This window comes from Bradyrhizobium sp. CCBAU 45394 (genome assembly GCF_028128655.1).
Classification (GTDB): Bacteria; Pseudomonadota; Alphaproteobacteria; order Rhizobiales; family Xanthobacteraceae; genus Bradyrhizobium; species Bradyrhizobium diazoefficiens.
On sequence record NZ_LBIX01000167.1, the window covers coordinates 129,486 to 142,184 of the forward strand.

Genomic DNA, 12,699 nt, shown 5'->3' on the forward strand with positions numbered 1-12,699 from the left:
TTAGTCCTCCCGCGGCGTCAGGTCGCGCTTGCCGTGATAGCCGCGCTTGGGACGGCGCGGGGGGCCGTAGCCGCTCGCCTCCGCCTCGTTGCGCTCGCGCGCCTCCTCGCTGCCGGTGCGCTGCACCAGCACGCGGCGGCCCTTGCGGTCGTTGATCACCGCGCGCTTGCTGGCGGGCTTCTTCTCGCGCGGCGCGCCGTCGTCGGTCGAAGCGGCCTTCTGCGGCACGTCGAACTGCGCACCCGACTTCTCGATCACCTTGTCGCCGAGCTGCTCGCGCAGCACGCGCGACTTGATCTCCTCGACCTGGCCTTCGGGGACCTCGCCGAGCTGGAACGGGCCGTAGGAGACGCGGATCAGCCGGTTCACCTCGAGCCCGAGATGGGCGCAGACGTTGCGCACCTCGCGGTTCTTGCCTTCGCGGATCGCGAACACCAGCCAGACATTGGCGCCCTGGTCGCGCTCGAGCGTCGCATCGATCGGACCGTATTTGACGCCCTCGACCTCGATGCCAGCCTTGAGCTCGTCGAGCTGGGCCTGGGTGACGTCGCCATGGGCGCGGACGCGGTAGCGGCGCAGCCAGCCGGTGTCCGGCAGCTCGAGCGTGCGCGCGAGGCCGCCGTCATTGGTGAGCAGCAACAGTCCTTCGGTGTTGAAGTCGAGCCGGCCGACGCTGATCAGGCGCGGCAGACCTTCGGGCAGATTGTCGAACACGGTCGGACGACCCTCGGGATCGTCATGCGTGGTCATGAGGCCGCGCGGCTTGTGATAGAGGAACAGCCGCGTGCGCTCACGCGGCGGCAACGGCTTGCCGTCGACAGTGACGACGTCGTTCGGTGTGATGTCGAGCGCCGGCGAATTGATGACGCGGCCGTTGACGGCGACGCGGCCCTGCGTGACCATCTCCTCGGCGTCGCGGCGCGAGGCAAGCCCCGCGCGCGCCAGCGCCTTGGCGATGCGCTCGCCGGCCTTCTTCGGCTTCGGCGCTTCTTCGCGGCGCGGCCGCCCCTCGAAATCCCGATCGCGCTCGCGATAGGCGCCGCGGCCGCCGAAGGCCGGCCGCTTCTCGAAGATCCGGCTCTCGTCCTCGTTTTCACGGCGGGGACGATCACCGAACCGGCCTTCGCTGCGCGGATGCTCGTGCCAGTCGGAGCGGCCTTCCGAGCGCTCGCGCGGGCGATTGAATTTCGGGCGGTCGCCGCCGCGCTCGCCATCGCCGTCACGACGGGGGCGATCGAATTTTGGACGATCATCGCGCGGGCGATCGAACTTGGGACGATCAAACTTGGGACGGTCGAATTTGGGCCGCTCGCGGAACGGACGATCGCCCGACGGCCGATCGTCGCGCGAACGCGAGAACCGGGGACGGTCGTCGCCGCCTTCGCGCTTCTGCCAGGGCTTGTCTTCGCTCCGATCGCGGCCGCCAAAATCCTTGCGCGGACCCTTGCTGAAATCCTTGCGCGGCGGCCGGTCGCCGCGCGGACCCGCATCGCGCTTCTGCCACGGCTTTGAATCGCTGCGCTCGCCACGATCGCGCGGGCGGTCGCTGCGGTCGGGTGCGCCGCGCGAGAATTTCCGCTCGCCGTCGAACTTGCGTTCCGGGCGGTCGCCACGCGGCGCGTAGGGCCGCTTGTCGCCGAACTTCTTGTCACCGGTCCGGCCGGCGGGGCGGGAATCGTCGCGATCCCGGCTGCGCGGCGGACGGTCGTCACGGCCATAGGACGGGCGATCGCCGCGCGGCTTGAACGGCCGCTTCTCGCCGTCGCGCGCGCCGCGATCCGAAAACGGGCGGTCGCCACGCGGCTTGAAGCTGCGCTCACCGCGCTCCTCACCACCGCGGTCGTCGCGCTTGAAGCGCGGGCGGTCGCTGAAATCGCGGCGCGGGGCATCGCCCTCTTCGCGGCGGCGGAACGGACGCCCCTCGCGGTCGCCGCGGGGCGGACGGCTGTCGCCCTTGCCCTCAAAGCCGCGCTTGGCGAACTTCTTCTCGGGGCCGCGCGCCTTGCCGGAACGGCCCTTGGCCGGGCCTCGATCACGCCGGCCGCGGGAATCGTTGTCTTTGTCGCTGTCGCGAGGCATGAATAATCTCACTCAGGGGGTGGCCAGAGGGCAGTGTGCGCGCTCGTTCCGAGCCGCATGCTCAGGCAAAACCGGTATTCACTCTTGCTGAAGGCGGAGCTACTAGCAGGTTTCTGGCGATGATACGAGGCTTGAAAGCCCCCTCTTTCATGGATTTGGCGCTCAAAACGGCCGAAAATGCCGGAAAGGCGGGCGAAGTTCCGATCGGATGCGTCGTGGTCCGCAATTACGAGGTCATCGCCACGGCCGCCAACCGGACGCTGACCGATTACGACCCCACGGCCCATGCCGAGATCGTCGCGCTGCGCGAGGCCGCGAAAAAGATCGGCAGCGAGCGCCTGGTCGACTGCGACCTCTACGTGACGCTGGAGCCCTGCACCATGTGTGCGGGCGCGATCTCTTTTGCAAGGGTCAGGCGACTCTATTACGGCGCCGCCGACCCCAAGGGCGGCGCGGTGGAATCAGGCGTGCGCTTCTTTGCCTCGCCGACCTGCCATCACGCGCCGGACGTCTATTCCGGGGTCGGCGAGAGCGAAGCGGCGCGGCTGCTCAGGGAGTTCTTTCGCGAGCGGCGCTAGCTGCCTGCGAAGAACTCGCGCAGCGCCTTTGCGGTGACGTCGGGGTTCTCCTCGGTGAGGAAGTGCCCCGAGTCCACCGGCATGCCGTCCACGTTCGTGGCCCATTGCTTCCAGGTATCCAGCGGTGTCGCGGCGGCCTGCGCCACGCCGGCGTTGCCCCACAGCGCCAGCATGGGAATGGTGATCTTCTTGCCAGCCTCGAAATCGGCCTTGTCGAGGTCGTAGTCGAAATAGGCGCCGGCGCGGTAGTCCTCGCACATCGCGTGCACGCGGGCGGGATCGCGGAACGGGGCGATGTAGTGTTCGAGCGCGCGCTCGTCGATGGCCTCTAGCGTCTTCGATTTGGTCTGGCTCGCCATCTTGAAGCGCAGGAAGAACTCGCCATTGCCCGAGATCAGCGTCTCCGGTAGCGGGGCGGGCTGTGCCAGGAAGGTCCAGTGATAGATCTTCAGCGCGTAGGCGCGGTTCATCCGCTCCCAGTAATTATAGGTCGGCAGGATATCGAGCACGGCAAGCTTCGACAGCCGGCCGGGATGGTCGAGCGCGAGGCGGTAGGAGACGCGGCCGCCGCGGTCGTGGCCGCCGAGCGCGAAGTGCACGTGGCCGAGGCGCTCCATCGCCTCCACCATGGCCTTCGCCATCGCGCGCTTGCTGTAGGGCATGTGCAGCGCGTCGCTCTCGGGCATGTCGGACCAGCCATAGCCCGGCAGGTCGGCGATAATCAGTGTGAACTTGTCGGCGAGCTGCGGCGCCACGCGGTGCCACATCACATGCGTCTCGGAGAAGCCGTGCAGCAGCAGGAGCGGCGGGCCCTTGCCGCCGACGCGGGCAAAGATGCGGCCGAGGGAGGTGTTGATCCACTCGGAGGCGAAGCCGGGATAGAGGTCGGCGAGATCGGACATCTTTCTGCATCCTTGTCTGGTCAGTCGCAGAGCCGCTCCCAACAAAAATGTCGAAAACAACCCCATGCACAGTAGCACGCGTCCTCGGCGAAGGGCGCTAAGCCCAACAGCCGACTACGCATTTTTGAAATGTCGATGTGGCGGCGCGATGGCGCAAGGTTTTTTGCGCGCGCAGCGGAAAAACCGCTGTCAGCCCCTGGCCTTCTCGGCTTCCACCGCCTGCCAGCCGATGTCGCGGCGGCAGAAGCCTTCCGGCCAGTTGATGCGGTCGACGGCCTGATAGGCGCGGCCTTGCGCCTCCGTCACGGTCGCCCCCAGGGCGCAGACATTGAGTACGCGGCCGCCATTGGCGAGGATCGCGCCGTCCTTTGCGACCGTGCCGGCGTGGAAGATCTCGACGGTGTCGATCTTGGCGGCTTCCTCCAGCCCCTCGATGCGCGTGCCCTTCTGGTAGTCGCCGGGATAGCCCTTCGCCGCCATCACCACGGTGAGCGCGGATTCCGGATACCAGCGCAGATCGAAATGCTTCAACTCCCCGTCGCAGGCGGCAATGAACGCCGGCACGATGTCCGACATCATGCGCAGCATCAGGACCTGGCACTCGGGATCGCCGAAGCGGACGTTGAACTCGAACAGCTTCGGCCCCTGCGTTGTCAGCATGATGCCGGCATAGAGCACGCCGCGGAACGGCGTGCCGCGCTGCTTCATGCCGGCGACCGTCGGCAGAATGATCTTCGCCATGATCGCGTCATGGATCGCGGGCGTCACCAGCGGCGTCGGCGAATAGGCACCCATCCCGCCGGTGTTCGGGCCGACGTCGTGATCGAACACGCGCTTGTGGTCCTGCGCGGAGGCCAGCGGAATGGCGGTCTCCCCGTCGCACAGCGCAAAGAAGCTGATTTCGCGGCCCGGCAAAAATTCCTCGATCACGACCTCAGTGCCGGCCTCGCCAAAGGCGCCCTCGAACATCATGGCGATGGCGTCCTCGGCCTCGCGCACGGTCTTGGCGACGACGACGCCCTTGCCCGCGGCAAGACCGTCGGCCTTCACCACGATCGGCGCGCCCTGGCTCTGGACATAGTCGCGCGCGTCCTTGGCGTTGGTGAAGCGCTTGTAGGCGCCGGTCGGAATGCCGAATTCGGTGCACAGCGCCTTGGTGAAGCCCTTGGAGCTTTCTAGCTGGGCGGCCGCCCCGCTCGGCCCGAACGCCTTGATGCCGGCGGCGGTGAGATCATCGACGATGCCGGCCGCCAGCGGCGTCTCCGGGCCGACCACGACCAGCTCGACCGCGTTGGTCTTGCAGAAGTCGATCACGGCCGCATGGTCGGCCACATCGAGCGCCACGCACTCCGCCTCCCGCGCGATGCCGGCATTGCCGGGCGCGCACCAGAATTTGGTCACCAGGGGGGAGGCTGCGATCTTCCACGCCAGGGCATGTTCGCGACCGCCGGAACCGAGCAGGAGAATGTGCATCGAAGGCTCGAAAAGAGGGGTTTGCTGGGGGCGGAGGTCGCACGAATCGGCGCGCGTCTCAAGGGGGTGTTGCCCCAAACTCCCCGTCATTCCGGGGCCCGCGCAGCGCTGTCCCTTCCACTTGCGGGAGAGTAGTGAGGCGTAAAAGTTCAGTAAAATCAACGTATGAGGGCGTCGGTATTCCGCTCGTGTCAAAAATAGAAAAACTCGTTGAAACGCCGCGAGCTGTCTGCCGAGAGCCGCTTCAATTCAGATTCAAACGTTGTTCGAGGCGCTCAAGTTCGGCGTCCATCTCCTCGTCGCTCATCTGCAAGATTTTGTCCCACATCCTTTGGCGCGCCGCCGGGTCACGCTTATAGCTTTCAGTGATGCTGATCTTCGCCAATCTATTGGCCGGGCGATCCGTCGTTGTGCCGTCTCTCCAAAGTACCCGCACTAGCTGGTCGTCCAACACCTTCTCGACCCTGCCTTGGTTAGTGTTGGGGTCGGGTTCTTTATCGTAGTCAAGCACGACATCGCCGGCTTGCAATCGCGCCATCCCGCTCTCGATTGCTCGACTCGCTTTTTTCTTTTTCATTAGAGCCCAAACTTCGAACGAAAATAGTCGATCAGGAAGGTGAAGAGTCCGACACGCTTAAGCCATTGCCATAGCAGTGGACCGAACGACCGGGCCACTTCAATCCAGTATTTTTGGCGCGCTGGCCGCTCGCCTAGACGGGCGACATTCTTTTCGAACATCTCATGGAGATCGCCGAGTTGAGCTTGAGCGGTGTTCTTCGGCGCTAAGCTGGCGATCAGAAGCTCGGCCAAAACTGGGGGCGCAGCCGAGGTTTTAGGTTCCACTGGCTTAGCAGTCTCCGCTTGCAGACCCGCTCTAAATTTTGCGATGCGAACCTTTAGGGCCTTATGCTCGTAGCGGTAAGCCTGCTCGGCGAGAAAGTGGCGGAGCGACACGTTGACGAGTTCGTCTCGCTGCGGACCTTCAGGCGGAAGCCCACCAATTTCCAATTGGTCCAATGCACCTTTCTCGCTCTGGATTTCGACACGTATCCTAGTCTCATCGATCTCGAAAAATGCGATACTATGACTTTGTTTCACGCCATTGCTCCTGCCAGAGAGGTGCCCGCCCGCAAGCGGTCGAGCGCGTTGATTGATGCATGCAGGGTCGATTGACCCTTGCCGGTGATTTCGAAGAACATTTTGGCGCGTCCACCGCGCTCCGCGGTGGCTTGGCCCATCTTGCTCTTGATGAATCCCTTCTTTTCCAAGGTTTCGAGGGTCGCGTAGATCGTGGCCATAGGAACGGCCTTGGTAAGACGGGTCTCAAGCTCCTCGTAGATGGAGACGCCATACGCGTCGGGCTGCTTTCGCAAAATTGCGAGCATTACGACCTGCTCCGTCTGCTTGAGGGTGCTCATGATGTTTTCCTGCGGGTTCTAGAGTTTTTGAGTTTTGAGTGTTTTCGGGTGGGGCTGAGGGTGCTGTTTGAGGGTGTTGATTCGGTCCGATGCTTTCAATATCTTCCAATATATGGAATAAATTCAAAACCGTCAATCTTCTAGGTTCTGGAAAATACATCCCGGTCCGCTTTCTGACGGCGAAGGCCCGACGACGATGGATGAATCCTACCCGCTAAAGATCACCTTCCGCGAGATGCGCGAGTCCGGCGCGCGCGAGATCCCGATTTATTGCCGTGACTACCGTTGCGGCCATCACGTCGAAACCAACGCAGACGGCTGGGCCGATGATGTCCGGCTCTCCGACATCGGGCCGCGCTTCGTGTGCGAGCGCTGCGGCCAGCGCAGCGCGGAGGTGCGGCCGAATTTCGAACCGGCGAAGATGGGGGACAATCCCGGATGACGAATCCCATCTCCAGTGGTGAATGGGCTTTCTCGACGATTGCGCAGCACGATACGACTCGCGTTCAACGACTTGAGCAAGCCATCGAATACGACCAGATCATCGAGAACCTTTCGTCGACTCTAAAAAAGGCGATAACAGCAGGCGACTACTGGTTGGGAGTTGATCGCTATCGCGGTTGCATGCGCGGCATCGTCCAGTTTCGCATCCAACCAGAGCTTTACGATTTGTTCTTCAACGCGAGAACCGGGTATCGCGCACAATTCTGGACATCGCCGCGTCGCGGGCTGGAGGCGAATGCTGATTGCGTTGCCAAGCTGACTGCGGCGCTCAAAGATCATCTACCAAACCAGTTCAGGGCAAGGGAGATCGTTTGCCGAACTGATGGCTTTACGCGCGAAGATGAGGACGCAGGCAGTTGCGCGATGGCGAGCGAGTCCTTCTTTGAATCACTCGACTCCAAATTCTCAAAAATATGGGTTTGCGAGCGACTGATTCAAGGCAAGCCGGGATCGCTCGTATCGCTCGGCGAGGTTCACTCAGGTATTCGGCTCGATGTTCGTCGTTGGCAAACTGCAAGGGCACCGTACCCATCATCCGAATTTGCGTGGCTGGACCTGAAGGGTGGTTTTGTCGGAGGCGATCAGCCAAAATCTCCAGAGACGCGGGCTCACGACATCCACTATCGCGGGTGGTCTTAAAATCGCAAGGCATCAGTCCGGATGGTTGCGGCCGCTCGGCGAAGATCGAGATCATGGCAGCACGCGAGACGCTGCAGTGGACCGAACCTGTGAATAGCCGGGACAAACAACCCGAGCCTCGCGGCTCTACCCTGCATTGTGCCATCGTGACGGCTCCCGATTCGCAAGAAGGGGTTGCACCGCCATGACATTGAACGCTTCGCGTTGGCCGCGATACTCTCATGAGGTCTCTAGTGCAAGATGATCAACACGCACCCGCGAAACCGCAGCTAGAATTTAAGGAAGTAGCCGTTCTTATTCCGCTAATCGGTACTGCAATCGCGATCAGCTACGACGTTGGATACTTCTACGGACTCGATATTAAGCTATTCACGCTCTTCTCAATCACCGAGCACGTCGTTTTTGCATTGGAAGCTACGCCAGTTGCGTTTGTATTGGCTATCTTTTTGATTGCCTATTTGGGCCCGGGCCTTGATGTGTTGCTTGGAGTAAAAGTCCACACTGCCGGGAAAAATATGCATAAGACTAAGAGACGATACGTCGATGCAGCAATACCCGCGGGTCTTGTTTTGCTCGTTGGAGTAGCCCTTTACTTCAGCTTCTTTGGATTGATCGCAGGACTAATCGCTGGCGCAGCCGTGACTTTGTTCCGCTTGTTTCCCATTCCCAGAAGGTTAGTCTACTTGATCTCTGGTATTTTGATCATCGTTACCGCATTTGCAACCGGCCACGACTTTGCTCATTCTTATGTGTCACGCGGAGCCAGCGACCACTCGATTCAACTGGAAAATGAAAAGCTCGCGGTCAAACTTATTCGCGCTGGAGATCGAGGAGTTCTGTACTTCGAGCCGAAGACCAAGCAGCTAGATTTCGTGAGATGGGACGCTGTAAGGAAATTGAGTAGCGCTTGGTGACAGCCAATTTGTCCCACGGCACCGCGTGGCAGGCTGTCACTTCGCGGCTTCCGCAATCGCGACCAACGGATCGGGCTCGTGCTTCGACAGACCGGCGGATGAGGGGTTGTATCCGCAAACACAAACAGGAGTAAGACTCGCAGAGAGAACCCCTCACCCGAGTGAGTCTGTGTCACCAGCGAAGATTCCCTCTCCCGCAAGGGGAGAGGCACCGCAATCAGCATCGCAGAAAGCTACACCTGCTTCCCCGCAATGATCTCCTGCAGTGTCGCCACATGCCGCGCGAAGGCGCCGCGGCCGGTGGCGGTGGCGGTGACGGTCGTCTGCGGCTTCTTGCCGACAAAGGCCTTGTCCACGGAAACGTAGCCCGCCTTGGCCAGCGTCTCGATATGCGCGCCGAGATTGCCGTCGGTGGCGCCCGTCAGTTTCTTCAGCCGCGAAAATTCCAGGCCGGCGGACACAGGCAACGCGTTCAGCGCCGCCATGATCTTGAGCCGCAACGGCTGGTGGATGATGTCGTCGAGCTCGGCCATCAGATCCGCCGCATCCAGAGGCCGCCGAGGATCAGCCCGCCGCCGTTGACGAAAGCCATCCAGAGCGGGAACGCCTCGCCGATGGTGAAGAAGCCGATCAGCGTCAGCGCGGAGATGCCGAGACCGATCGCCACGAAGGCATAGCCGAACCAGAGGCCTGCCAGGGTGTAGAACAGCATGAAATAGAGCGGCCAGAACGCGCCCAGCTGGCGCGGGCCGAAATGGCCGATCACATTGGTGCAGAGATAGCCGAAGGCGAAGAACAGCACGAATACGAGCGGCAGCCTGGCGTCGAAGCCGGCGCCATGAGGGTGATGCGGCGGATTGAGCAGGCGCAGCGCAACCAGACCGCCGACACCGAGAACATCGACCGCGACCCAGGCATAGACCGCGTAGATCGGCCAGAGCCAGGTCACGAGATTGCCTGCGAACACCAATATGCCCCACCAGACGGCTGCATAGCTCGCCAGCTCGTAGAGCTGCGATTGCTTCACGCGCTGGACGATATCGTCGATGTCGGCCAGCGCTGCGGACGCCTCCTTGCTGTCGATCATGTCGTCCCTTTCAGTCCCAGGGCTATCTCGTATGACGCTCGGTGACACCTGAGCGCACGCCTCGTCCTTCGAGACGACCGCTTCGCGGTCTCCTCAGGATGAGGCTCGGCTGCACCAGTCCCCGTTGAAGCGACCGCCGCAAACTCCGCCCTCATCCTGAGGGTCCGCCGCAGGCGGGCGTCTCGAAGGATGGCCGGAAGCCGCTCCCATATGCGCTTGCCTTGCCATCAGCGGATCGCATCATGACTGCCCCGCCCCGCGCGTTGCCACGTCCTCGGCGATTGCCGAGATCGCCTTCGGGCTGGTGACGATGCCCATGTGGTTGATGCCGTCGATGATCCTGACGTCGGCCGACGGTTTGATCGCCTGCACCGTCTCCGCATATTTATCCGAGATCATCATCTCGTCCTCGGCACCGCCGAAGATCGTGACGGGACGCGTCGTCGCCGCGAGATCGAGACGATAGCCGCGCGTCGCGAAATTGCGCATCAGGCGGTCGGAATAGGTGGAGACGAGATACTTCGCCGAATTCGCAGGCACGGCCAGAGCAAGCACCGGAAGCTGCGAGCAGCAGTCGATGCCGAGCTTGCGGAGGGCGGTGAGGCCGAGGAGGCGGGGAACGTCGGCATTGGCCCAGCCGCCGGAATGCGGCTTGTTGGTCGGTGCGTCATAGCCGAGATAGGGCGCGAGCAGCACGGTGCGCACGAACATGTCCTGCATGATCGGCGTCGCGGCAACGCGCAGCGAGAAGCCGGCGCCGGCGGAATGGCCGATCAGGGTCAGCGGCAGATCGGGCGCAGCCTTGCGGACATGGGCGACGAAGTCGACGAGATCGTCCTCGAGCTGGCCGACATAGCCGATATCGCCGCGCGTGCCCGAGGCGCCGTGGCCGCGCATGTCGAGCGCCCAGGTCTCGACGCCGCGCAAGGCGATCGCATGGGTCAGCGCGTGGTTGACGGTGCCGCTGGAGCCGGAGGAGCCGTGGATGAAGATCGCGCCATGGCCGGTCGCGGGTCCGTTCGGGGCGTAGTGGCGAAAGCCGAGCCAGGTGCCGTCACGGGCCTGAAAACGCTCGAGCGGCGGCATGGTCGAGAAGTCGACAAGCTTCACCGACTCCGAGACCGACCGCATCTCAGGCGGCCGCTCCGGTGGCGTTGCGATCATCGCGACCAGGATCAGCGCCACGGCGCCGACGGCGCACAGGGCCCATTTCAGTCCGTTCAACACGCCGCGCAGCAGCTGCTTCGCCATGGGCTCAACTCCATTGAACTCATCATCAATAGAGAACTCTATACTGCAGAGTACTCTCCCAATCAATCCCCGGATTGGCGCCCGGCGGCGAAAATCCTTAACGTCGGGTCTGACCCCAAAATGCCGAATCGTTTGCCGATGCCGCCCGCGGAACCCCTGCTTAACGCCCCCGAATTCACCGTCTCCGAGCTTTCACAGTCCCTGAAGCGGACGGTGGAGGATGCCTTTGGCCATGTCCGGGTCCGCGGCGAGATCTCGGGCTTTCGCGGCGCCCACTCCTCCGGCCACTGCTATTTCGCGCTCAAGGACGAGAGCGCCAAGATCGAGGCGGTGATCTGGAAGGGCGTGCACGGCCGGATGCGCTTCAAGCCCCAGGAGGGGCTCGAGGTCATCGCCACCGGCAAGCTCACGACCTATCCGGGCTCCTCGAAATACCAGATCGTCATCGAGGCGCTGGAGCCGGCCGGCATCGGCGCGCTGATGGCGCTGATGGAAGAGCGCAAGAAGAAGCTTGCCGCCGAGGGCCTGTTCGACGAGGCGCGCAAGCAGCTGCTGCCGTGGCTACCGGAGGTGATCGGCGTCGTGACCTCGCCGACCGGCGCCGTCATCCGCGACATCCTGCACCGGCTGGAGGACCGATTCCCCCGCCATGTGCTGGTGTGGCCGGTCAAGGTGCAGGGCGAAGGCTCGGCCGAGCAGGTTGCGGCCGCGATCCGCGGCTTCAACGCGCTGCCGGAGGGCGGCAAGATTCCGCGCCCCGACGTCCTGATCGTCGCGCGCGGCGGCGGCTCGCTGGAGGATCTCTGGTCGTTCAACGAGGAGATCGTGGTGCGGGCGGCGGCCGAGAGCATGATCCCGCTGATCTCCGCCGTGGGCCACGAGACCGACATCACGCTGATCGATTTCGTCGCCGACAAGCGCGCGCCGACGCCGACGGCGGCGGCCGAGATGGCCGTCCCCGTGCGCAGCGACCTGTTCGTCGAGGTCGCCGATCTCGCACGGCGCACCCGCGCCTATTGGCAGCGCGCCCACGAAAGCCGCCGCAGCGAATTGCGTGCGGCTGCGCGTGCGCTGCCGGCGGCCGGAGATCTGCTGGCGATCCCGCGGCAGCGGCTGGATTCGGCGGGCGCCGCCCTGCCCCGCGGCTTGAAAGCCAACACGCATGCGCATTTCCGCAGGTTTACTGCGGCGGGCGCAAAGCTGACGCTGCGGGTGCTGCACGGGCAGATCTCGCAGGCCGATCACCGGCTCACCGTGTGCGGCGAGCGGCTCGGTCTCTCCGCGCGGTCGCTGTTGCGGCAGCGGCGCGACCGCTTTGCCGGTCTCGAGGTGCGGCTGCGGGCCTCAAAACTCTCCAACGCACAGGCGCAGCGCAACGCGATTGCCCGCCAGCGCGAACGCACGCATCGCCTGGCCGAGCGTGCCAACCGTGCGCTGGTGACGCTGCTGCAACGGCTCGACGCCCGCGTCGAGGCCAGCGGCAAGCTGCTCTCGGCGTTGTCCTATCGCGGCGTGCTTGCGCGCGGCTTTGCGCTGGTGCGGGACGAGGCCGGCCATCCCCTGCATTCGGCCGACAGCGTCGGTCCCGGCGCACGCGTCGAGATCGAGTTCGCGGACGGACGCGTCGGCGCGACGACGGACGCGGATCGCCCTGCCGCCAAACGCGCACAGCAACCGAAGCCGGCCGCGCAGGAGACCAAGCCCGCGCCGAAGCGCGTCGGCAAGCCGGTGGATCAGGGCAGTTTGTTCTGAGTTGGCGGCTCACTCTCCGTGTCGTTCTGGCGAAAGCCAGGACCCATTACCCCAGGAAGTAGTTTGGCGAAGACTGATCGTTCGGGACTAATGCCGCGTACA

At 63.6% G+C, this 12,699-nt stretch carries 14 protein-coding genes; 5 read left to right on the forward strand and 9 right to left on the reverse strand.

The features are described from left to right. Positions 1 to 2,079 carry a pseudouridine synthase gene (locus WN73_RS24665; RefSeq protein WP_271555227.1) on the reverse strand — a complete coding sequence of 693 codons (2,079 nt, stop codon included), beginning with the start codon at positions 2,077 to 2,079 and terminating at the stop codon, positions 1 to 3. Between the two features lie 119 nt (positions 2,080 to 2,198). On the opposite strand from WN73_RS24665, the gene WN73_RS24670 reads away from it, so the two are divergent. Continuing rightward, positions 2,199 to 2,657: a nucleoside deaminase gene (locus WN73_RS24670; RefSeq protein ID WP_038955606.1), complete on the forward strand. Its 459-nt coding sequence runs from the start codon at positions 2,199 to 2,201 to the stop codon at positions 2,655 to 2,657. On the opposite strand, the gene WN73_RS24675 is transcribed toward WN73_RS24670, so the two are convergent. The 5 genes from WN73_RS24675 to WN73_RS24695 form a co-directional block, all read right to left on the reverse strand. Further along, a complete protein-coding gene (locus WN73_RS24675; protein ID WP_271555228.1) occupies positions 2,654 to 3,559 on the reverse strand; it encodes an alpha/beta fold hydrolase in 906 nt (301 codons plus the stop codon). The genes WN73_RS24670 and WN73_RS24675 overlap by 4 nt on opposite strands. 189 nt (positions 3,560 to 3,748) lie before the next feature. Continuing rightward, a complete protein-coding gene (purD, locus tag WN73_RS24680; RefSeq protein WP_271555229.1) occupies positions 3,749 to 5,032 on the reverse strand; it encodes a phosphoribosylamine--glycine ligase in 1,284 nt (427 codons plus the stop codon). 244 nt (positions 5,033 to 5,276) lie between these two features. Then, positions 5,277 to 5,609, reverse strand: a complete 333-nt coding sequence (locus WN73_RS24685) for a hypothetical protein (RefSeq protein ID WP_271555231.1) — start codon at positions 5,607 to 5,609, stop codon at positions 5,277 to 5,279. After that, positions 5,609 to 6,130, reverse strand: a complete 522-nt coding sequence (locus WN73_RS24690) for a permease prefix domain 2-containing transporter (RefSeq protein ID WP_271555233.1) — start codon at positions 6,128 to 6,130, stop codon at positions 5,609 to 5,611. Before WN73_RS24690 ends, WN73_RS24685 begins: the two co-directional genes overlap by 1 nt. Further along, positions 6,127 to 6,450, reverse strand: a complete 324-nt coding sequence (locus tag WN73_RS24695; RefSeq protein WP_271555234.1) for a PadR family transcriptional regulator — start codon at positions 6,448 to 6,450, stop codon at positions 6,127 to 6,129. Before WN73_RS24695 ends, WN73_RS24690 begins: the two co-directional genes overlap by 4 nt. A gap of 196 nt (positions 6,451 to 6,646) precedes the next feature. On the opposite strand from WN73_RS24695, the gene WN73_RS24700 reads away from it, so the two are divergent. The 3 genes from WN73_RS24700 to WN73_RS24710 all read left to right on the forward strand — a co-directional run bounded on the left by WN73_RS24700 (position 6,647) and on the right by WN73_RS24710 (position 8,507). Beyond that, positions 6,647 to 6,892 (forward strand): hypothetical protein, encoded by a 246-nt coding sequence (locus WN73_RS24700; protein ID WP_271555236.1) that lies wholly within the window; start codon positions 6,647 to 6,649, stop codon positions 6,890 to 6,892. Further along, the gene (locus tag WN73_RS24705; protein ID WP_271555238.1) at positions 6,889 to 7,593 is read left to right on the forward strand and encodes a hypothetical protein; all 705 of its coding nucleotides are present in this window, start codon (positions 6,889 to 6,891) and stop codon (positions 7,591 to 7,593) included. Before WN73_RS24700 ends, WN73_RS24705 begins: the two co-directional genes overlap by 4 nt. Positions 7,594 to 7,826: 233 nt before the next feature. Beyond that, positions 7,827 to 8,507: a hypothetical protein gene (locus tag WN73_RS24710; RefSeq protein ID WP_271555240.1), complete on the forward strand. Its 681-nt coding sequence runs from the start codon at positions 7,827 to 7,829 to the stop codon at positions 8,505 to 8,507. A 233-nt stretch (positions 8,508 to 8,740) separates the two neighbouring features. On the opposite strand, the gene WN73_RS24715 is transcribed toward WN73_RS24710, so the two are convergent. From WN73_RS24715 to WN73_RS24725, 3 genes are all read right to left on the reverse strand, one after another. Continuing rightward, positions 8,741 to 9,040 (reverse strand): winged helix-turn-helix domain-containing protein, encoded by a 300-nt coding sequence (locus tag WN73_RS24715; protein ID WP_271555242.1) that lies wholly within the window; start codon positions 9,038 to 9,040, stop codon positions 8,741 to 8,743. Beyond that, positions 9,040 to 9,594, reverse strand: a complete 555-nt coding sequence (locus WN73_RS24720; protein WP_271555244.1) for a hypothetical protein — start codon at positions 9,592 to 9,594, stop codon at positions 9,040 to 9,042. Before WN73_RS24720 ends, WN73_RS24715 begins: the two co-directional genes overlap by 1 nt. A gap of 240 nt (positions 9,595 to 9,834) precedes the next feature. Beyond that, positions 9,835 to 10,845 (reverse strand): alpha/beta hydrolase, encoded by a 1,011-nt coding sequence (locus tag WN73_RS24725; protein ID WP_271555246.1) that lies wholly within the window; start codon positions 10,843 to 10,845, stop codon positions 9,835 to 9,837. A 120-nt stretch (positions 10,846 to 10,965) separates the two neighbouring features. Here WN73_RS24725 and xseA point away from each other — a divergent pair, with 120 nt between their 5' ends. Further along, positions 10,966 to 12,597 (forward strand): exodeoxyribonuclease VII large subunit, encoded by a 1,632-nt coding sequence (gene xseA / locus WN73_RS24730; RefSeq protein WP_271555248.1) that lies wholly within the window; start codon positions 10,966 to 10,968, stop codon positions 12,595 to 12,597. The last annotated feature ends 102 nt before the right edge of the window (positions 12,598 to 12,699 follow it).